This is a genomic window from Gleimia hominis (assembly GCF_002871945.2).
Taxonomy (GTDB): Bacteria; Actinomycetota; Actinomycetes; order Actinomycetales; family Actinomycetaceae; genus Gleimia; species Gleimia hominis_A.
In genome coordinates, this window is sequence record NZ_CP126963.1 from 761,399 (window position 1) to 781,511 (window position 20,113).

Annotated in this window: 19 protein-coding genes, 5 tRNA genes and 1 pseudogene; 4 read left to right on the forward strand and 21 right to left on the reverse strand. The window is 58.6% G+C overall.

The genetic code is table 11. The features are described 5' to 3' along the window. Positions 1-5 precede the first annotated feature (5 nt). From CJ187_RS03425 to CJ187_RS03525, 21 genes are all read right to left on the reverse strand, one after another. Positions 6-545: an adenine phosphoribosyltransferase gene (locus CJ187_RS03425; RefSeq protein ID WP_102215746.1), complete on the reverse strand. Its 540-nt coding sequence runs from the start codon at positions 543-545 to the stop codon at positions 6-8. Further along, positions 546-1,667 (reverse strand): protein translocase subunit SecF, encoded by a 1,122-nt coding sequence (gene secF, locus CJ187_RS03430; RefSeq protein WP_102215745.1) that lies wholly within the window; start codon positions 1,665-1,667, stop codon positions 546-548. Then, complete coding sequence (gene secD / locus CJ187_RS03435; protein ID WP_102215744.1) at positions 1,664-3,550, reverse strand: protein translocase subunit SecD; 1,887 nt, start codon at positions 3,548-3,550, stop codon at positions 1,664-1,666. Before secD ends, secF begins: the two co-directional genes overlap by 4 nt. A gap of 37 nt (positions 3,551-3,587) precedes the next feature. Next, entirely contained in the window at positions 3,588-4,181 is a 594-nt protein-coding gene (locus CJ187_RS03440) for a preprotein translocase subunit YajC (protein WP_233187275.1), read from the reverse strand. Between the two features lie 138 nt (positions 4,182-4,319). Continuing rightward, positions 4,320-5,354, reverse strand: a complete 1,035-nt coding sequence (gene ruvB / locus CJ187_RS03445; RefSeq protein WP_199171045.1) for a Holliday junction branch migration DNA helicase RuvB — start codon at positions 5,352-5,354, stop codon at positions 4,320-4,322. Continuing rightward, positions 5,347-5,934, reverse strand: a complete 588-nt coding sequence (ruvA, locus tag CJ187_RS03450; RefSeq protein ID WP_102215741.1) for a Holliday junction branch migration protein RuvA — start codon at positions 5,932-5,934, stop codon at positions 5,347-5,349. Before ruvA ends, ruvB begins: the two co-directional genes overlap by 8 nt. Positions 5,935-5,990: 56 nt before the next feature. Next, positions 5,991-6,620: a crossover junction endodeoxyribonuclease RuvC gene (ruvC, locus tag CJ187_RS03455; protein WP_102215740.1), complete on the reverse strand. Its 630-nt coding sequence runs from the start codon at positions 6,618-6,620 to the stop codon at positions 5,991-5,993. A gap of 3 nt (positions 6,621-6,623) precedes the next feature. Then, on the reverse strand, positions 6,624-7,388 hold the full coding sequence (locus tag CJ187_RS03460) for a YebC/PmpR family DNA-binding transcriptional regulator (RefSeq protein WP_102215739.1): 765 nt from the start codon (positions 7,386-7,388) through the stop codon (positions 6,624-6,626). 39 nt (positions 7,389-7,427) lie between these two features. Continuing rightward, positions 7,428-7,949 (reverse strand): NUDIX hydrolase, encoded by a 522-nt coding sequence (locus CJ187_RS03465; protein WP_102215738.1) that lies wholly within the window; start codon positions 7,947-7,949, stop codon positions 7,428-7,430. Positions 7,950-8,034: 85 nt separating this feature from the next. Further along, complete coding sequence (locus tag CJ187_RS03470; protein WP_102215737.1) at positions 8,035-8,517, reverse strand: hypothetical protein; 483 nt, start codon at positions 8,515-8,517, stop codon at positions 8,035-8,037. Continuing rightward, complete coding sequence (locus tag CJ187_RS03475; RefSeq protein WP_102215736.1) at positions 8,514-9,686, reverse strand: glycosyltransferase family 4 protein; 1,173 nt, start codon at positions 9,684-9,686, stop codon at positions 8,514-8,516. The genes CJ187_RS03470 and CJ187_RS03475 overlap by 4 nt, the downstream gene beginning before the upstream one ends. Continuing rightward, positions 9,683-10,576, reverse strand: coding sequence for a phosphatidylinositol mannoside acyltransferase (locus CJ187_RS03480; protein WP_102215735.1), 894 nt, complete (start codon positions 10,574-10,576; stop codon positions 9,683-9,685). The genes CJ187_RS03475 and CJ187_RS03480 overlap by 4 nt, the downstream gene beginning before the upstream one ends. A gap of 4 nt (positions 10,577-10,580) precedes the next feature. Further along, positions 10,581-11,198, reverse strand: coding sequence for a phosphatidylinositol phosphate synthase (pgsA, locus tag CJ187_RS03485; RefSeq protein ID WP_102215734.1), 618 nt, complete (start codon positions 11,196-11,198; stop codon positions 10,581-10,583). Then, positions 11,199-11,747 (reverse strand): HIT family protein, encoded by a 549-nt coding sequence (locus CJ187_RS03490; protein ID WP_102215733.1) that lies wholly within the window; start codon positions 11,745-11,747, stop codon positions 11,199-11,201. Continuing rightward, positions 11,747-13,750, reverse strand: a complete 2,004-nt coding sequence (thrS, locus tag CJ187_RS03495; protein ID WP_102215732.1) for a threonine--tRNA ligase — start codon at positions 13,748-13,750, stop codon at positions 11,747-11,749. The genes CJ187_RS03490 and thrS overlap by 1 nt, the downstream gene beginning before the upstream one ends. A 195-nt stretch (positions 13,751-13,945) precedes the next feature. Next, entirely contained in the window at positions 13,946-14,986 is a 1,041-nt protein-coding gene (locus CJ187_RS03500) for a lipid II:glycine glycyltransferase FemX (RefSeq protein ID WP_102215731.1), read from the reverse strand. 274 nt (positions 14,987-15,260) lie between these two features. Next, positions 15,261-15,335: transfer RNA gene (locus CJ187_RS03505), tRNA-Val, on the reverse strand. A 1-nt stretch (position 15,336) separates the two neighbouring features. Next, a tRNA-Cys gene (locus CJ187_RS03510) sits at positions 15,337-15,407 on the reverse strand. A gap of 29 nt (positions 15,408-15,436) precedes the next feature. Then, positions 15,437-15,509 (reverse strand) — tRNA-Gly (locus CJ187_RS03515). An 83-nt stretch (positions 15,510-15,592) separates the two neighbouring features. Then, positions 15,593-15,664, reverse strand: a tRNA-Val gene (locus tag CJ187_RS03520). A 1-nt stretch (position 15,665) separates the two neighbouring features. Next, positions 15,666-15,738, reverse strand: a tRNA-Gly gene (locus tag CJ187_RS03525). Positions 15,739-15,849: 111 nt separating this feature from the next. Here CJ187_RS03525 and CJ187_RS03530 point away from each other — a divergent pair. The 4 genes and pseudogenes from CJ187_RS03530 to CJ187_RS03545 all read left to right on the forward strand — a co-directional run bounded on the left by CJ187_RS03530 (position 15,850) and on the right by CJ187_RS03545 (position 20,105). Beyond that, entirely contained in the window at positions 15,850-16,761 is a 912-nt protein-coding gene (locus CJ187_RS03530; protein ID WP_102215730.1) for a sensor histidine kinase, read from the forward strand. Next, positions 16,749-17,444, forward strand: coding sequence for a response regulator transcription factor (locus CJ187_RS03535; RefSeq protein WP_102215729.1), 696 nt, complete (start codon positions 16,749-16,751; stop codon positions 17,442-17,444). Before CJ187_RS03530 ends, CJ187_RS03535 begins: the two co-directional genes overlap by 13 nt. A gap of 258 nt (positions 17,445-17,702) precedes the next feature. After that, a pseudogene (locus tag CJ187_RS03540) lies at positions 17,703-18,980 on the forward strand (MFS transporter). 180 nt (positions 18,981-19,160) lie between these two features. Beyond that, on the forward strand, positions 19,161-20,105 hold the full coding sequence (locus CJ187_RS03545) for an extracellular solute-binding protein (protein WP_269843579.1): 945 nt from the start codon (positions 19,161-19,163) through the stop codon (positions 20,103-20,105). Positions 20,106-20,113: the final 8 nt, after the last annotated feature.

The following is a 20,113-nucleotide window of genomic DNA, read 5'->3' on the forward strand; positions in this document are numbered from 1 at the left end:
AGCGCTTAGAAAACAACCCCGGATTCCACCGTGAGGCCCTCGAGTTTCTTCCGCCCTCCGAGTGCAGCCAGTTCGAGCAGCACGGCGACGGACACAACTTCCGCCCCACACTGACGAACCAGTTCCACCGCTGCTGCGGAGGTCCCACCAGTTGCCAGAACGTCATCCAAAATGAGGACGCGCTGGCCTGCTTTAACGGTTTCTGGCCGCAGTTCCATTCGGGCGCTACCATACTCAAGTGCGTAGTCCACGCCGATCACCGGCCCCGGAAGCTTCCCGGCCTTACGCACCGTAATCATGCCGATGCCAAGCCTGGTAGCCAGTGGCGCGGCCAAAATGAATCCGCGCGATTCCAAGCCCGCAACCGCGTCGATTCGACCTTCGTAGTGTTCCGCCATTACCTCAATGAGGCGGGAGAATGCCGGGCCGTTGGCCAGTAGTGGGGTGATGTCGCGAAACAGAACACCCGGTTCGGGGAAGTCTGGAATCTCGCGTAGATTCTCGGTAATTAGTTGAGCAATCTCTTGCGGAAACTCGCCGCTCATCTATTTCTTCTTCCTTTTCTTCCGTTTTGGTTGCGCGCTTTGCCCTAGGTGTCGTCCGGCGCGCACGGGGTGCGCAACGACTTCCTCGGGCGCATTGTCACCCTCACCGCGGGTCTGCGAAGTGCCTTTATTATCGCCATTCCCCCGGTCTGCTTGCCGCTGGTGCTGCACCGCCTTCGTGTGTTTCGCAATGCCTTTGTTGCGGTTGCGCAGCACAACCAACATGGATGGGGCTATGAAAATCGAGGAAAGCGCCCCCGAAATCGTGCCCACAAAAATCGCGAGGGAAATATCCATGAGGGTACCCGCGCCTAGCAGAACGGATCCGAGGAACAGGATTGCGCCTACGGGCAGGATCGCTACCACGGAGGTGTTAATGGACCGCACGAGCGTTTGGTTCACCGCGAGGTTCACGAGTTCACCGTATGTGTAGCGGCGTTGCGCACTCAGGTTCGCGGTTAGCTCCCGCACCCGGTCGAATACCACCACCGTGTCGTAGAGCGAGTACGCCAAGATTGTGAGGAACCCAATTACCGTGGCTGGAGATACCTCAACTTGCGTTAGTGCGAAGAACCCGGTCACGACGAACAGGTCGTGCATGAGTGCGAATAGAGCGGACACGGACATGGCAAATGAGCGGAAGTATGCGGCCATGAGGATTCCTACGAGCACGAGGAAAATCACGAGCGACTGCAGGGCCTTCATGGTCACGTCGTGTCCCCAGGTGGGGCCGATGTTGGTGGCGTCTGCGTTTGCCTCGTCCACCCCGTAGGCTTTCGCAAGCTCTTTGCTGATCTCTGTCGATTCTTCAGTGTCCATTTGGGAGGCTTGGACCCGCAGGTTACCTGAGCCGAGTTTCGAGATCTTCACGCCTTCGCGGTAACCGTGGGCGCGCATGATTTCGTCGGCTTTTGCCTGGTTGGTGTCCGCCACCCCGGTGAGGGTGAACTGCGATCCACCCGCGAACTCAATGGATGGGTTCAGCCCCCGTAGGCCCAGTAGGGCGATAGCGATCACCACGATTGTCAGCCCAATCGTGATCCACCGGCGGCGGTTGGGAATAAAACCAAATGACTTATCGCCTGAATACAGTGCGTTACCAAACGACGCTAAGCTCATCATTGTGCGTCCCCCTCTTCCCCGTCGGCAGGCGCATCCATTGTTGCATTCACCGCTTCTTCACGTTCTTCTTCCATCCGCCGGCGCTGAGCGATAGACACCCGACCGGGTTCGACTGCCACGGCTCCAGCCGCCGCTTTCTTCTTCGCTTTCCTCGGCGCGGCGATCCGCCCTCTGCCCTGGTAGATGGCTCGCGAATGCGCGCCTAAGTGCTCGGGGTCCAGACCGGACCAGCGGTGGCCTTCGCCGAAGAACCGGGTGCGAATCAGCATTTCCATCATTGGGTGGGTGAAGAACAAAATGATCGCGAGGTCCACGATTGTCGTTAGTCCAAGCGTGAACGCGAAGCCCTGCACCCCGCCCACAGCCAGCAGGTAGAGGATCACTGCGGCAAGTAGGTTAACCAGGTCTGAAACGATGATGGTTCGGCGCGCCAGCCGCCACCCGTCGGACACGGCACTGCCAAGCACTTTACCTTCACGTACCTCGTCACGAATGCGTTCGAAGTACACGATGAACGAGTCCGCGGTGATCCCGATGGATATCATCAGGCCCGCCACCCCGGCCAGTGACAAGCGGTATCCCATGAGCCACGACAACAGGGTGATGGACAGGTAAGACATGAGTGCCGCAACCACGAGGGAGCCGGCCGCCACGACCGCAAGTCCGTGGTATTGCCACACCAAGTAGAGCACCACTAAGATCAGGCCGATCAGGCCTGCCCACAGGCCCTTCTCGAGGTGCGATGCGCCCAGTGTTGCAGAAATGTGCTGTTCGGATTCCACCTGGAAGTTCAGCGGTAGGGAACCGAACTGCAGTTGGTTCGCCAGGGTTTTCGCTTCTTTCGCAGTGAAGGAGCCCGTGATCTGTGCGGATCCGTTTGTGATCTGCGAGTTCATGGAGGGCGCGGAAATCACGTTACCGTCGAGCACCACGGCGAACTGGTTGCGCACGGGGTCGGTTTGCTTCAAGTCCACGAGGCGCTTCGATACGTCCGAGAACGCTTTCGCCCCCTGCTTATTGAACTCTAGTGACACCATCCACTGCCCGGTGTTCTGCCCCTGCTCGTTCGTAGCCATCCCCGCGTTCGCGGCTTTGAGCATGGTCCCTTCCAGGTCAACGGGGCCGAGAATGTACTTCTCTTTCCCCTCGTGGTCGCACGTCACTAGTGGCTTCTTCGGGTCGTCTGCGGAACCTTTAGCCAGTTGCTTCGGGTCAGTGCAGTCAGTTGTGAGGAAATCGTAAACCGCCTTTTCACTAATCCACGCGGTGTCCGAGTTATCTTTCGGCTTCTGTTCCGGCTCCGCGGAGATCTTTCCATCCCCATTGCGGTCCGCTTGCTGCTTCGCCGCTTCCTCCGTTGTTAGGTCCGATTTCGGGGCTTTCACGTCCGGGTTTGGTTTACGCCCCTCTTCTTTCGCTTTCTTCTCTTCTTCCGCCTGTGCCTTCGCTTTTTCAATCGCGTTGGGATCTAGTTTTTGAGGTTGTCCCGCGGCAAGCAGAGGACGGAACCGCATGACGGCCGAGGACCTCACGAGATTAAGCGTATCTTCGGATGGGTGACCGGGCAGGGCCACCAGAATATTTCGCCCACCTTGGCTGGTTATTTCCGCTTCCGCAACCCCGGAGGCGTCCACACGTTGCCGGATGACGTTAATCGCTTCTTGCAGGTCTTCTTGTGAGATCTTAACTTTTGCTGGGTCTTCCCCTTCCCGCGCCGTGGGGGTGAGGATTAGCTGCGTCCCTCCTTGGAGGTCGAGTGCCAGCTCGGGAAACAGCGATGTTTTTCCCGCTACGTGCCCGCCGATGAGCGCACCTGCGGCAATCACGATCACTATCGCGAGTGCCACCAGTGTGCGGACCGGGCTCTTTTTCTTCTTTGCCACTGTGGTCTTCCTCTAACCGATAACGGTGTTTCCCGTTTTATTTACCTTGCGCGTCCTCATTCGGAAGCCGTGTTTGAGCGTCGTCCAGGTCTTCGGCACGCACCTGCTCCCCTGGGGTTTCGAGGGTTTCAGGACTTTCGAGGGTTTCGGGACCTTTGGGGGGTTCATGCGTTTCGGAAGTTTCAGGACTCTGCGGGGGTTCAGGCATTTGCCGGTTTGCGGACGGGATCGGCTTATTTCCCGCCGCTGGGTCGTCCACCTCTGCTGCGGGAACGTCGTCGGCGTCCGCTCCTGCTTCCGTAGCGTCATCAGCTTCTGTTGCTGCGCCGGAGTCGGCATCTGCCACGTCCGTTTGCTCCGCATCCAGGTCCGCGGCGAACGGAGGATCCGCTATCATCGCGATGGCTCGTTTATCCCAATACGTTTCATCACCCGCGGGTGAGGTGAGGATCACGACGTCGCCATCGACATCCGAGACAATACCGTAGTATCCCGATCCGGTGCGTACCCACACCCCTTCCTCAAGACCGCGCTGCAGTTCCTCAATGTGTTTAGCCTGTTTTTTACGCGCTTGCGAGGACATGAACCACATGACACCGATAGCCACGATGGCGAATAATATTATCGACACGGAGTTACTCACTTTCGTTTTCGGACAAACGGGTCCGTGCAGAGTCTAGACGTTTGAAGCGCCGATTGCACATCGGTATCACGCTGCAACCGGCCGGGGGCGCAATGCCCGCTTTGGGCTCTATTGGCGCGCCGGACCTCAGGAAAACAGGGCGTTATCGGCCGGTGGAGTTAACCCAAGGTGTTTCCACGCCAACTCGGTTGCCGCGCGACCTCGTGGAGTGCGGATCATGAAGCCCTCTCGCACCAGGTAGGGTTCCGCCACGGTTTCCACCGTTTCTGCTTCCTCCCCCACCGTGACGGCAAGCGTAGTGAGACCCACCGGACCTCCAGCGAACCGCTTGCAAAGCGTTTCCAGAACTGAACGGTCCAACCGGTCCAAACCAAGCCGGTCCACTTCGAACAGGTCCAACGCCGCGTTCGCGTCTTCCAAGTTCACATTCCCATCCCCGTGCACCTGCGCGTAATCAACTACGCGGCGCAACAGCCGGTTAGCAATCCGAGGGGTACCGCGCGAACGACGCGCCAGCTCCGCCTGCGCCTCCTTTGTGACCTGCACGCCCAGCAGGCCAGCGGACCGGCGCACCACTTGCTGCAACTCATCGGCCGCGTAGTACTCCAAATGAGCGGTGAAACCGAAACGGTCCCGCAACGGGGCGGGCAACAAACCGGCGCGCGTGGTCGCGCCCACAACAGTAAATGGAGGAAGCGTCAACGGAATGGAAGTGGCGCCAGGGCCCTTCCCCACCACGATGTCGATACGGAAATCTTCCATCGCTAAGTACAGCATTTCTTCCGCAGTGCGGGCCAGGCGGTGAATCTCGTCAATGAACAGCACGTCTCCCTCCTGAAGAGAAGACAAAATCGCCGCTAAATCCCCCGCATGCTGAATCGCCGGACCAGAAGTAAGCCGCAACGAAGCCCCCACTTCCGCAGCAATGATCATCGCCAAAGTAGTTTTCCCCAGGCCCGGAGGACCTGCGAGCAATACGTGGTCGGGCGACACCCCACGGCCCTGCGCTGCCCGCAACACCAGATCCAGCTGCGCGCGCACCGTGTGCTGGCCAATAAAATCATCGAGCTTCTTTGGCCGCAACGCCGCTTCTGCAGCGCGTTCAACCTCACTTGCACTCGCGTCCGTTACATTTGCGTCCGCGAACTGTGACTCATCCACGATGGCCTCCCAGGTTTACCAATGCGGCCCGCACCATCTGCTCGGTTGTCAACCCCGATTCCGCGACCTGCTCCACCGCAGCGTGCGCAACCGAAGTGCTCCACCCCAAGCCCACGAGGGCCTGCACCACGTCTTCGTTCACCTGCGTCGGCTGAGCCGTGGCCGCCGTGTGCTTTACAGGGCCAAGTTTGTCCGCTATGTCGAGAATCATGCGTTGCGCGGACTTCTTCCCGACCCCAGGGATTTTCTGAAGCTTCTTCTCATCGCCCTGAGCAAGCGCCTCCCGCAGTTCATCTGGCGTGAGCGCCTCCATACACGCCAACGCTAAGCGCGGGCCCACGCCCCGCACAGTTTGAAGAACCTCATACGTATCACGCTCATCTTGAGTTAAAAACCCAAACAAGCTAATCGCATCTTCCCGCACCACCATCGAAGTGAGCAGTTCGCAATGCTGCCCGATCCGCAGTTCGCTGAGGGTGCGGGCAGTCACCATGACTTTCACGCCAAACCCGCTTTTCAACACCACAACCGCGTGATCAGCACCAACCGACAAAACTTCGCCGCTAACGTACGCGATCATTCGTGTGTCTCTCCCAACTGCATAGTAAACTGCGAACCATAATACCAACCGGCAGGTCAGTGTCGCCGCAACCGCGGATCGACCGCTCCTTTTTGCCGCGAGTTCGCCAGTGCCTGCGCCCACTGCTGCTGCGCTGGCGTGAGATTCTGCTTCGTCCTCACTCCACCGGAAAGCGTGACGTTAAACTGCCCGTCGGCGCTCGCTCCCTGCAGGCCATTGCCGCGCCACCCGTGGCAGATTGCGATCGCTAATGCATCTGCTGCGTCCGCTGGTTTAGGGGGCTTTTCTAGTTTGAGGACGCGCGCAACCATGTGCTGCACCTGTGCTTTCCCCGCCACGCCGGAACCGGTGATCGCCGCTTTTACTTCCGAGGGCGTGTGAATCGCAAGGGGAAGCCCCGCTCGCCCCACGCACACCATGGCTGCACCCATCACCTGCATGGTCGTGGTCACGGACTGGAGGTTTTCTTGTGCGAACACGCGTTCTATCGCCACGACCTCCGGTTCAAAGCGTTCCAAGGCCCGATCGATTTCGTCCGCGATGCTGCGCAGCCGAAAGTGCGTGGCAAGGTTCTTATCGGAACGGGCCACACCGACGTGAACCAGTGTGGCCCGCCGCGTTTCATCGACATCGACCACACCGATTCCGCACCGCGTGAGGCCCGGGTCGATCCCTAATATTCGCAAGACCTACGCGTCTTCTTCCTGCAGTTGCTTGCGTACCTCGTCGGACGCGGTGAAGTTCGTGTAGATGTTCTGCACGTCATCGGAGTCCTCCAGTGCATCCACCATCCGCATCACCTTCTTCACCCCTTCTAAGTCCAAGTCCACTAGCGTGGTGGGGACAAACGAGGATTCAGCAGAATCGTATTCAATCCCTTCCTTCTGCAGCGCTTCGCGCATCGGCACCAGGTCTTGAGGTTCACTGATGATCCGGAACGTGTCCCCTTCGGACACAACTTCTTCCGCGCCCGCGTCGAGCACTGCCATCAAAAGGTCATCCTCGGTAAGCCCCTCAGACTTCGGTACTTCAATGACGCCCTTGCGGTTAAAAAGGTAAGACACGGACCCCGGATCAGCTAAGTTCCCCCCGTTGCGCGTGAATCCAACGCGCACCGCGGAGGCTGCTCGGTTGCGGTTGTCGGTTAGGCATTCCACTAGGAACGCCACCCCAGCTGGGCCGTACCCTTCGTACATCACGGTTTCCCAGTTCGCCCCGCCGGTTTCCTCACCAGATCCACGTTTCACGGCGCGGTCAATATTGTCCGCCGGCACCGACTGACGCTTTGCCTTCTGAATCGCATCGTAAAGAGTGGGGTTGCCGGCCGGGTCTGCCCCACCGGTGCGGGCGGCAACCTCAATGTTTTTCACAAGCCGAGCGAACAATTTCCCGCGCTTAGCGTCAATCGCCGCTTTCTTGTGTTTTGTAGTCGCCCACTTAGAGTGTCCTGACATGAATGTTCCTCTCTGTCATTAAAGTTTAAAATGCTTGCTTCACACAGCGATAGTAACGCATTTCCCATCCCAGCCATCCGCCATCCACCGGTTTAACAACGATGGTAATTGCGCCGGATAAATCGGGGTTTTAAGCTGCGCAAGTTGACTAATCGGAAGCCACCGCATTTCGTCTAGCACGCGTTGCTCATCTGCTGTCCAAGCGGCGTTAGCGGGTTCGAAGCGGCTTGTATACAGCAAGAAGAAATGCTCTCGCTGGCGGCGATCGCGATCGGCGAACCGGAAAATGCTGTCGCGGTAGATTACGGGACCGATGAAATCGCTAGTGGAGGCGTCGTAACCCGTCTCTTCCCAGAGTTCACGTCGCGCTCCTTCCCGTGCGTCCTCAGATTCTTCTCGGCCACCTCCGATAGTAAACCACCATTGGCGATTTGGCTCAGAGAAATCGTGTCCTTTAACTAACAATACGTGGTGGTCTTGTGAAATGACAATCACGCGCGCAGCGTCGCGGGTCGGTAAACCATCTGCCGCAATCGGCCACTCGTTTTCTGTTTGCAACAAAAGAAATACCTCCCGTCAACTCGGTTTTCAGGAATGATCGCTCGCGCCTTCGTGAAATGCTCTGCCGCGCATTCACGGGCGGGCGTCACTCACCGTCGTCCATGTCGAATGATTCCGGCATGGGGGCGCGACCGGCTAAATGAAATAGTCGCACTGCCCAGTTGAGCCGCAGGCGCCTAATTGTCGCCACCTCGTTATTGTAAAACCGGCGGGCCACCTGAAGTTCGAGCGCATTATCGTCCAGTTTTTGCAAGAGGGCTGTGGCGGGTTGAGCCTGATTCGACTCGTTTTGTTCCAGCAGGGGCCGCGCCGCGGTAATCCAACGGCTCAGCTGGGATTCATTAGTTTGAGTGGGGAAATCGCAAGCACGCTGAGGTACTTGCGGAGCATGTGGATAAAGCCGCGCAACTTTACCGGCAAGCTCCCAACGCTCTTCCAGACGCTGGCACAAAAGTGCGTACGCACCATTGCCTCGCCGGTGTAGCGCGTCGAGCCGCCGGGCTTTAGAAACAAACAACCCAATCAGCACAACGACCACCAGAGCGGCCACTGCGATCCACTTGCTCAAATACTGCTCCTTCGGTCAAATAGGTTCCGCACCTGGTTAACCAGCGTCGGTGACGGCACACCGTGATCGCGCGACCCAATCACCGTGTCATACACCGTCAACACCTGGTCAGTAACCGTATCCCAATCGTATTTTGCGCACGCCCGCTCCCCCAGCTGGGCCAGCCGCTGGGTATGCGCCCGGTCATCCAGAGCCGCGTTAATCGCGTTCGCCAGCGCCTGACTATCACCCGTGCTAAACAGGGTGCCCAGCTTCCCATCCTCAAGCACCAGGCGGAATGCTTCAATGTCAGAAGCTATAACCCCAGTGCCGGAAGCCATCGCTTCCACCAGGACGATACCGAACGATTCCCCACCTGTTTGCGGCGCCACATAAACGGTTGACCCGCTGAACAAAGAAGCCTTCTGCGCATCGGTAATTGGCCCTAGGAACTCGACACTATCGCCCAGTTCAGCGGCGGCTGCGCGCGCCTGCTCCGCATACCCCTTGCCGGCAATCAAAAACCGTGCTCCCGGATGCCGCGCCAGCACCTGGTTGAACGCCCCCACCAGAACGGGCAAGCCTTTGCGCGGCTCGTCTAACCGACCGAGGAAGCTCACCACTGGCCGCTGCGCACTCTGCTGCCACGCCGGTTCAGGTTGTGCCTGGCGGAACGCCTGAGTGTACACGCCGTTTGGAATGATCACCGCGTCCCCACCCTGGTGTTGCACCACGGTCCGTCGCGCCTCCGCAGACACCGCGATCCGCCCGTCAATGCGTTCCAACAGGGGGGCGAACAGCGGCGTGGCCCAAGCCATGGCTCGGGACTTTTCCATTGCCGAGTGGCACGTGGCAACCACCGGGCAGGTTGCCTGCGCAATCGCAATCAAGTTAATCGATGGTGCCAGGGGTTCGTGCACGTGCAAGACATCGAAATCGCCAGCTTGCAACCACTTGACGGTGCGGCGGTAAGCGATGGGGCTCATCGACAGTTTCGCAACCGAACCGTTGTACTTGACGGCAAACCCACCACCGGCGCTAGTGACGAACTCAGGAACGTCGTTCTCAGCAGGCGCGATCACAGACACCTCGTGGCCGCGGCGCATTAGTTCTTGCGCCAGATCACGCACGTGGAACTGTACGCCACCGGGCACGTCCCAGCTGTAGGGGCAGACAATCCCGATTCTCACTGCGCCTCCTGAACTTTTCGGCGAGCTCGCGCCAGGCGCTGCAGATCCAAATCTTCAACAAATAGTTTTTGCATCATGTGCCAATCTAGCGGATTACTCCGCATAACCGGCTCCAAGGCCGACACCCACCGCTGGCTCGTTTGCGCCACGTCCGCACCGAGCTTCACGGGAATCAGGTGCACCCGGTAGCCCATGCGTCGCCGGTTCTCCTCCCTGTATAAACGCCCAGTAACGTACCCGGCGTACAGGGGCGCGTTCAAGCGGTGCGCCAACGCTGCTGGGCCAGCTGCCACCAACGCCGGGCGGTCGAACCACTGCACTTGCACTCCCCGTCCCGTGATGTCCCGGTCCGCCAGCAGGGGTACCAGCACGTGCCGGTTCTTTACGGCCTCAAGCAAACTATTAAAAATGCCGTGCCGGGCAGGCAAGATTTCGATCCCCACGTCTGCGCGGGTGCGGGTGAAGTATTCAAATAGAGACTGCGACGCAAGTTCTTCCGCAACTGTAACTACCGGGGCGATGTAGTGGTGCGCGTAAGCACCCGCCATATCCCAGTTACCCGAATGCGTGAGCGCGATTATCACCGGCCCCCGCCGCGCATGCGATCGTAACTCGTGCGTGCGGGGAATGTCTACGGCCCGTCCCAGTTGCGTCCGGCTCATTTTGTGCAGGTGCGGGGTTTGGGCGAACATGCACAGGTAGCGCGCCACGGCCTCTCGTATATCCCGCTTATTTAGCGTTGGATCAATGCGCTTGAGGTTGTGGCTCAGCTGCGTATTTGACGCGTTGTTTAGCTGTCCAACCGCGCGGCCAATGCGGTAGCCCACAGCTTCGCTCGTGGCGTCCGTTAGGTGAGCTGCCGCTTGGAACAGGCTCAGTATCAGGTCCACGCCATCACCGCGCTTGGAGCTGCTGGTAGACCACTACGGTGCGGTGGAAAACAGTTATGGCGGTGGCAATCGCCAGCCACGTCATCGCAATCACAACGAGCCACATGGACAGGCCGAACCCGGTGAGCCCAGCGGCAACGAGGGCAATTACGAGCCGGTCTGTGCGCTCGGCAATCCCCACGGACGCGTGCGCCCCCTCGGCTTCGGCACGGGCTTTCGCATACGGCACCGTTGCGACCCCCACCATGGTGATGAGCCCTGCAATCAGCAGCCACGTGCGCATCCACCCGGCCGGCAGGTTAGTGAAAGAGAACACGAGGGCACCGAACACAGCGCCGTCCCCCACGCGGTCCAAGGTGGCATCCAGGTACGCACCAAAGTGTGAGGATTCGCCAGTAAGCCGCGCAATCGTCCCGTCGAGAGAGTCGGCGAATAACACGACTCCCAATGCGATCGCTCCGGCCGCCCAGTATCCGGGAGCCAGCAGCGCGGCAGATAGGATCACGGTCAACGTTGTGCCAGCAATGGTGACGTGGTTAGCACGCACCCCCATGCGGGCGAGTGCTCGTGCAGGCGCGGTGAAAACTCGTTTCGCTAAACCCCGGCCGTGTGTTCCCAGCATCTATTTGGCTTCCTCTTTCCAAGCGGCCGCCAGGCGTGCTCGCGCGTCAGCAAGTAGTTCTGGCACCGCTTTCGTCTGCCCGATAATAGGCAGGAAGTTCGCGTCACCAGCCCACCGGGGAACCACGTGTTGATGCAGGTGAGCGGCGATTCCCGCGCCCGCAACGCTGCCCTGGTTCATCCCCAGGTTGAATCCCTGGGGGTTGGCGCTTCGCCGTAGTACCCGCATGGCCTGGGCGGTTAACTCCCCGATTTCGACGCGTTCTTCACCTGTGATATCCGTGTAGTCCGACACGTGACGGTAGGGGCAGATCAACACGTGACCCGCGTTGTATGGGAACAAGTTCATAATTACGAACGCCCGCTCGCCCCGGAACACAATCAGGGATTCTTCGTCCGCCAGGTTCGGAGCCGCACAGAACGGGCAGTCCGCAGCATCTTTAGAGGCAGGTTTCGCTTCTCCCCCAATGTAGGCCGCGCGATGCGGGGTCCAAAGTCTTTGGAAGCAGTCGGGTACGCCCGCGAAATCTTCGAAACTTTCCGTTTGCATTACCGATCGTTACTCCGCGTCTGGATTGCCTGCACGATCCGCTGCACGGCCTCGTCGATCGGCACTTGGTTTTGCTGTGAGCCGTCCCGCAGACGGAATGAAACCGCTTGCGCTTCCTCGTCGTCTCCACCCACGATTAGGGTGAATGGAATCTTTTCTTTCGTTGCATTGCGGATCTTCTTACCGAACCGGTCGTCGGACTCGTCTACTTCCACGCGAACCCCCTGGGCGCGCAAGCGGTCAGCAACTTTCTGCGCGTAGTTAGTGAATACGTCCGCAACCGGAACTAGGCGTGCTTGCACGGGCGCAAGCCATGCGGGGAACGCCCCCGCGTAGTGTTCAGTTAGCACGGCGAAGAAACGTTCGATCGAGCCGAAGAGGGCGCGGTGGATCATGACGGGCCGCTGCCTGGAACCATCCGCCGCAGTGTACTCTAGTTCGAATCGCTCCGGCAGATTAAAGTCCAGTTGGATCGTGGACATTTGCCACGTGCGCCCGATCGCGTCTTTAGCTTGCACCGAGATTTTCGGCCCGTAGAAAGCGGCCCCACCCGGGTCAGCCACCAGATCTAGCCCCGAGGCAGTGGCCACGTCCTGCAGGGTGCGTGTCGCTTCTTCCCACACGTCGTCCCCACCCACGAACTTGTCTGGGTTCTTCGTGGACAGTTCCAGGTAGAAGTCGTTCAGCCCGTAGTCTTTCAGCAGGTCGAGCACGAACTGCAGCAGCGACGTGAGTTCGTCTTTCATCTGCTCGCGCGTGCAGTAGATGTGCGCGTCGTCTTGAGTGAAGCCCCGTCCGCGCGCCAAGCCGTGCACGACCCCGGATTTTTCGTAGCGGTAAACCGTTCCGAACTCGAATAGCCGCAGCGGTAGTTCCCGGTATGACCGCCCTTTGGATGCAAAAATCAGGTTGTGCATGGGGCAGTTCATGGGCTTGAGGTAGTAGTCCTGCCCCGCGTGTTTCACGTGCCCGTCTTCAGCTAGTTCCTCATCGACTCTGATCGCGGGGAACATACCGTCTTTGTACCAGCTGAGGTGCCCAGACTTTTCAAACAGCTGTGCTTTAGTGATGTGCGGGGTGTACACGAAGTCGTATCCGGCTTCGATGTGGCGCCGCCGCGAGTACTCTTCCATTTCCATGCGGACGATCCCACCTTTGGGATGGAACACCGCTAGGCCGGAGCCGATTTCTGTGGGGAACGAGAATAGGTCCAGTTCGTTCCCAAGCTTGCGGTGGTCGCGTTTCGCAGCTTCTTCCATCCGCGTTTGGTACGCGCGCAGTTCTTCTTTGCTGGGCCAAGCTGTGCCGTACACGCGTTGAAGTTGGTCGTTTGCTTGGTCGCCAAGCCAGTAGGCTGCTGAGGTTCTGGTGAGAGCAAAGCCGTTGCCAAGTATCTTCGTGGTGGGCACGTGAGGGCCGCGGCACAGGTCACTCCAGGCAACGTCACCGTTTCGGCGCACGTTGTCGTACATCGTTAGTTCCCCGGCGCCCACTTCAACGGACGCGCCTTCCCCTAGTTCTTCGGACTGCCCTTTGGAACCCACGAGGTGCAGCTTGTAGGGCTGGTCCGCCAGTTCTTCTTGCGCCTGCGCTTCGGTGACTACGCGGCGACGAAACGTTTGTCCTTCTTTCACGATGCGTTTCATGATCTTTTCAATTCTCTTCAGATCTTGCGGAGTGAAGGGTTCGACGTTACCGAAGTCGTAGTAGAAACCGTCGGTTACCGGCGGTCCGATTCCGAGGTTCACCTCTGGGTTAAGTTCCTGCACTGCCTGCGCCATCACGTGCGTGCATGAGTGTCGTAAGATTGCGAGGCCTTCTTCGGACCCGATGGTGATAGCTTCAATCTGTTGGCCGGGCGCGATTGTTTCCGCGAGGTCTTTGGCCTGGCCATCTACTCGCATCGCCACTACGTCGCGGCGGCCTTGGTAGTGGTCCAGCCCCGTTGTGCCGGGTTCGACCTGGACGGGGTCGCCATCTATTACGGCAGTGTCTTGCGCCACTGGATCTCCTTAAGTGTTAACGTACCTGCATTCTCAAACAGATCCTAGTTTACGCGGTTCGTGTCGGGGATAAAACGCGGCTCCCCCGGATGGTACCCCCGCCCTAGTTTCTGATGCTCACTAACGCAAGTTTTTGATCCTCCCATCCCCTCGTTCCCGATGCTCATTAACGCGAGTTTCTGATGCTCACACACCCTAGTTTCTGATGCTCACTAACGCACGCTTTGCCCGCGCTGCTGCACGCAGCGCCAGGTACACCGGAGTGTTCACCGGTACTTCCCACGCCCCATCCACTTCCGTTTCATGGCGTGCGAACCTGCGTTTGTACTGCCCGACGGTGAACAGTTCCGGGACCCTCATTGAGTCGACTCCCATGAGGTCAAACGTTACGTAGCCTTCCTTGCCGAGCTGGTGGCCAATCCACAGATCTAAGTATTCTGCCGCACTAATTTTGCGCGCCGCAGCCGAGTGGGCGCCGTAGTACGCCCACGCGCAGTCCCCATTCATAACCACCAGGGTCCACGCGGCGACCCGCCCTTCGATTTCTATGCCGTACAGGCGCGCGTGCTTCGACCCTAGGGTGCGCAACATGTTCCAGTACACGTGCGGTGGGTGCACGCCAAATCCGTCGCGGTTAGCGGTTTCTACCAGGACGTCGTAAACCTCTTTGAACTTCGCTTGCGTGCATTGAGTCAGATCGACTGTTCGCGCAGCTGGGGTTGCTCGCATTTTTCGGATTGCGCGGCGGAATCGTTTTCGAGCAGACGCGGTGAGTTCACCCATAATTTGGTCCCACTGCCCACCCATGGTTTTCATTTTCACAGTGTGGTCGTAGGGCACGGATTGGACTAGGTCGTACGTGTCTTTACTGCTGTATCGGGCGTGGAGGCGGATGAATACGATTGTTTTGTCGCGTTTGCGCGTTTCGGCAATCAAGGCTTTTCGCAGTGTCCGTTCGATGTCGGGCGATTGCCGTCTAAGCCACACGGGCCCACGTTTTGCCCACAAAAAACGCACGCCCCGCAGTTCAAAAACGGTAAAAGACATGAGCGCAGCACACCGGTTATCGACGTAGAACGCGTATTTCCCAAAGTTTTCTCGGTCATAAACGCGGTCGAATCGGTCCCAGTGCTCAGTTTGTTCTATCGGCAGTGTAAGTCCTTCTTCACGGGCGATTTTAGCCAGCGTCTCACCGCTTATTTGTTCTAGCTTAGTTTCCAATAGAGCCTCGCTCACGACTTTCCGTACCCCCACAGCCCGTTAGAACCCGAAGAGTCCCAAACCTGAAGAATCCCAACTCCAAAGAGTCGCCAGGCCCCAGGAGCTTCTAACTCCGCAGTCCCATCACAGGAAAGAATCAAGCGTTCCCATCACAGGAAAGAATCAAGCATTCCCATCAAGGGAGAGCATTCACAGGAGAAATTAACAACAGCATTATTCTAATCAGAAAACCCAAGCGGCTATGCGCCTAATAAAAAGTCCCGTCGGACGTTAATCCGACGGGGCACTCTGGTGGGCGATACTGGTTTCGAACCAGTGACCTCTTCCGTGTGAAGGAAGCGCGCTACCCCTGCGCCAATCGCCCGAGGTGGGTACCGGATTCGAACCGGTGTATACGGCTTTGCAGGCCGCTGCCTCGCCTCTCGGCCAACCCACCCGAGGTTATGTCACCCCGGAGGTGACCGGAGCGGATGACGGGACTCGAACCCGCGACCCTCACCTTGGCAAGGTGATGCTCTACCAACTGAGCCACATCCGCGTTTGCGTTACTGTAACTGCGAAAGCAACTGTAACACATGCACGTTATGCATTTTTCAGAACCTATCGTAACAACAGATTCGGTGGGCGATACTGGGATCGAACCAGTGACCTCTTCCGTGTCAGGGAAGCGCGCTCCCGCTGCGCCAATCGCCCGAGCGGATGACGGGACTCGAACCCGCGACCCTCACCTTGGCAAGGTGATGCTCTACCAACTGAGCCACATCCGCAAATAAAACGCGCCGCTTAGCAGCGCGTAGAAAACTTTACTTGAGAAAAGTCCGTTTGGCAAAACTGAGCAGCTACACTCGAGGTTGGTGCCAATCTAAAAGGAAGTGACGATGGTAACTAATGTCCTGCTGGTGGTCACCGGTTTTATTCTCGGAGCCGCGTGCACGCTCGGGGTCAACCGCCTATTTTCTTCGATAATAGCGAGCCCGACACTGCCTCCTAACCGCCGACGCACAAGTAGCCTCCACCGCAGCAACCACACCCCTGCACAGTTAGATAATTCACAGATTCTAACCCACGAGATCCGCACCCCGCTCGCACTCATCCAAGGATCATTAGAGTTAATCGCCAGTAACTCATCTAACTTCTCCGAAAAACAACGGCAGTTGTGGCACACCGTTGACGACAACGTGTCGCGCATCAGCGCCATGGCGGAAGACTTCCTAACGAACCAGCGCCTCCAATCAAAGAACTTCCAAATCCAAACCCAGCCACTGGATTTGCGCCAACTCGTGCGGGCAAGCGCAAACGAACTGCGGTTAATCACGGACACCCCCATTGAAGTGACGGACCCCGGGCAGGCACTCACAATCCGCGCCGACAAAGCACTTTTGCGGCAACTGGTTTGGAACCTTCTTAACAACGCGGTCCGCCACAGTGGGGGCGCCCCCGTAACAGTGCGCACTTACCCGTCACCAACGCATGCGATCATTGAAGTCGCAGACCAGGGGGCGGGCATGACCCCGCATGAACGCGAACTAATCGTCGTCCCGTTTGTGCGCGTAGACCCAGTTACCGACGCTAGCGCTACCAGCACCACTAGCTCCTTCACGTCTTCCCCGCAGGGGACCGCGCGCTACATCACTCGCGCCGGCTACGGTTTAGGTATGAGCATCGTCCAGTTGATCGTTGAACGCCACGGCGGGCAGCTGCGCATAGACACACTCACCGGCCGCGGGACCCTCATGCAAATACTTCTCCCCCGCAATCCCTCTAATAGGAGGCGCTGGTGGAACCGCTAGCACTCGTGGTGGACGATGAAATTCAAATCCGGCAAATCGTCACGTTCGCCCTCTCCACCGAAGGCATCACCAGCCTCGAAGCAACAGACGGGCACAATGCGTGGCTTGAGTTTCGCAGGCACGCATTCAACCTCGTGATCCTAGACCTCATGCTGCCGGACATTTCAGGAATCACCCTGTGCAAACGCATGCGGGCACAAGCCCCCGTGCCAATCCTCATGCTGACCGCCCTGGGGGAATCGACAGACCGGATCATCGGTCTAGAAGCCGGAGCGGACGACTACCTGGTGAAACCCTTCTCCCCACGCGAACTAGCGCTACGCGCCCGCAAACTACTTGCCCGAAACCAAGATCCGGCAGCTGCGGCACATGAACTCACAATGGGAAACCTGCGCATAGCCCCCGGGTCTACCGCGTGGGTGGGCAGCACCCGCCTGGCTTTAAGCGAAACTGAAACCCGCCTCCTCGCAGCCCTCATGCGCCGTGGTGGCGAACTGGTTAGCGTGCGCGAACTCATCAACGAAGTGTGGAACACCACCGCGCACTACGGGGGTCGGAACATGGTCAAAACCACGGTTTACCGCCTGCGCAAAAAACTCACCGACGCAGCCGTGGATGCGCACATCGTGGCCGTGCGTAACCGTGGATACGCCCTGGTAGCGGGTACAGAGCCGGGCCGGTAACCACCACCCGCCCCTCAAGCTATATTCAGGGCGGCATACGTTTGGTAACAGGGCTGTTACCAACTGTTACCGTCCCAGCGGACCTGGGCGGCGCGCGTATACCAGAGTGTGAATGTAAACCATTCACATTATTCGCACAAAGGAGTTCGCATGGCGTCCGGATCTGCCCTCAGCTGGCTTGCAGCGCCGAAACCCGCCCCGCGGAAATCAGAAGAAGAAGTTAACCGGCTCTACCCCCGGTTGCGTTTCCAAGTATTCATGGGAATCTTCTTCGGGTACGCGGGTTTCTACTTGATTCGCAACAATATTTCTGCGATCGCACCGCTACTCATGAACGATACTGGGATCGACAAAATCGGTATCGGCATAATCGCAAACGCCGTGCTCTTCGCCTACGGGTTGTCAAAATTCTTCTCCGCAATGGTTTCGGACCGCGCGAACGCCCGATACTTCCTCCCCATTGGCCTAGCCCTTTCTGCGGTAATGAACCTGCTGGTTGCGTTCGTACCGTGGATCACCGCGACCGTTGGCTTGTTCGCCACCGCCATGTTCCTCAACGGCTGGTTCCAAGGCATGGGCTGGCCCCCGTGCGGCCGCGTGCTCGTCCACTGGTTCTCCACAAACGAACGCGGGTAGAAAACCTCCATTTGGAACACGGCACACAACGTGGGGGCAGGAGCACTGCCGTTCATCATTGGTGTCGGCCTGTCCTGGACTTCCAACAACTGGCGCGCCGCATTCTGGCTCCCCGCCGTCGTCGCGCTCGTAGTCGCCCTATTCGCATTCCTCGTTATCCGCGATACCCCTGAATCAGTGGGCCTACCCACCATTGAGGAATACCGCAACGACCCCGCAAAAGTGGAGATCAAAGACCCGCAGAAACTGTCGGCAAAAGAAATGATCTTCAAACACGTGCTCACCAACCCCACGATCGTTATGCTCGCGGTTGCAAACGTGTTCGTCTACGCACTGCGCTACGGGGTGCTCAACTGGATTTCCGTATACCTGGCGGAGCAGCACCACGCCGAAATCGGTTCCGGGCTCGCTGGTTTCGCCGCGTTCGAACTCGCCGGAATTCTCGGCACCCTCGTGTGCGGGTGGATGTCCGACAAAGTCTTCAAAGGCTACCGCAGTGGCGCTGGCATATTCTTCACGGTCGCAACTGCGCTGGCGATTCTCGCGTACTGGCTCTCCCCCGTTGGCACTCCAATGTGGATTCTCATCACGTTCGTGGGTCTAATTGGCGGTCTGATTTACGGCCCAGTGATGCTCATTGGGCTGCAAGCAATCGACTTGTCCCCACGCAACGTGGCGGGCACCGCCGCGGGCTTCACCGGCCTGTTCGGCTACCTGTTGGGCGCCACTTTGGCCTCCACCGGCGTGGGGATTATCGTTCACAACTTCGGTTGGAACGTGACGTTCATTATTTTCATCGCGTTCTCGATTTTGACGGTCCTATTGTTCGCTATCGTGGGTCGTTCTGAAAAGAAACTCATGGCCCGGCAACAAGCGGTTAAAGCCGCCCAGGAGCGCTAGAGTTTATTCCCTTTTGAGGCCTGCTCTCACCCACCGGGTGCGGCGGGCCTCAAGTAATTCACGCTACCTGAATCAAGCCCTAAACTGTATAGTATGCGCACCCATTCCACCACTTTGCTTGCGAGCCCCAAACCGCTTCACTGGAAACGGTTGCTCGAGCTGCTGTGCGCGATCAGCCTAATGTTGGTCACGTGCTCACTAGCGGCGTGCAGCCCCCCTTCTTTGAATGTGCTTTGTTCTAATGAGGAGGGAGTGTGCGAAGCGTGGGTGCGCGCATTCGAACGGGAAACTGGGGTGCAAACCCGGTTTGTGCGCCTACCGACAGCGCAAGCGCTTGCACGAGTGCGCGTGGGAGGTGCGCGCGAGTTTGACATTTGGGTTGGAGGCCCGGCAGAGAACTACGAAGTGGCATCCCACGAAAATCTCCTCGCCCGCGCGGACAGCACTGAGAGTATCCCCGCGCGATTCAAAACCTCGCACTGGGTCGGGATCTACGCGTCTATGCTCACCGTGTGTTACAACCCGCAGGTGCTAGCGCGCAACCACCTGCCCACCCCCACATCGTGGGTAGATTTGGAGGACCCGAAGTTCGCCGGATGGATCTCGGCCCCTTCCCCACTGGCGTCCGGCACGGGGTATCGCGCGCTGCTGGCTATAAGTGCTTCGTTTGAGGGCCGGGCAAAGCCGCACCTGAATCGCATTTACGACAACGTCGGGCGGTGGACGAACTCCGGTACCTCCCCCGCATCCGTAGCCGCACTGGGAGAAGCTGCGGTTGCCATTTCGTTTTCCCCGTACTGCCGGGAGGCAAGCACTCCTGAACAGCCGCTTCTTCAACGCGTCCCGGCTGAGGGAACCACGTTTGAAGTTGGGGGTGGGGCCGTCCTGGAGGGAGCGCGTAATGCGCAGCATGCCCGCGCATTTTTGCGCTGGCTCACCTCCGAGCAGGGGCAGCGCATCGTCATTTCTGCTGGGCAAACACCGGTGCGGGAAGGGTACCCAGCTTCCTTGAGCAAGGTTTTAGAAACTGCGCACTACAGGGTTTACGATATTTCCCCAAACCGGGCTAGCCGCGAGCGCGACGGGTGGCTCAGCTGGTTCGAGTTGGAACGATTGGGTGGGTGATCCGAGGT

Bases quoted from the DNA above. Each gene is read 5' to 3' on its own strand.
- CJ187_RS03425 (WP_102215746.1), bottom strand. From the start codon at position 545: ATGAGCGGCGAGTTTCCGCAAGAGATTGCTCAACTAATTACCGAGAAT.
- secF (WP_102215745.1), bottom strand. From the start codon at position 1,667: ATGATGAGCTTAGCGTCGTTTGGTAACGCACTGTATTCAGGCGATAAG.
- ruvA (WP_102215741.1), bottom strand. From the start codon at position 5,934: ATGATCGCGTACGTTAGCGGCGAAGTTTTGTCGGTTGGTGCTGATCAC.
- CJ187_RS03460 (WP_102215739.1), bottom strand. From the start codon at position 7,388: ATGTCAGGACACTCTAAGTGGGCGACTACAAAACACAAGAAAGCGGCG.
- pgsA (WP_102215734.1), bottom strand. From the start codon at position 11,198: ATGCTGGGAACACACGGCCGGGGTTTAGCGAAACGAGTTTTCACCGCG.
- CJ187_RS03490 (WP_102215733.1), bottom strand. From the start codon at position 11,747: ATGCAAACGGAAAGTTTCGAAGATTTCGCGGGCGTACCCGACTGCTTC.
- CJ187_RS03530 (WP_102215730.1), top strand. From the start codon at position 15,850: ATGGTAACTAATGTCCTGCTGGTGGTCACCGGTTTTATTCTCGGAGCC.
- CJ187_RS03545 (WP_269843579.1), top strand. From the start codon at position 19,161: ATGTTGGTCACGTGCTCACTAGCGGCGTGCAGCCCCCCTTCTTTGAAT.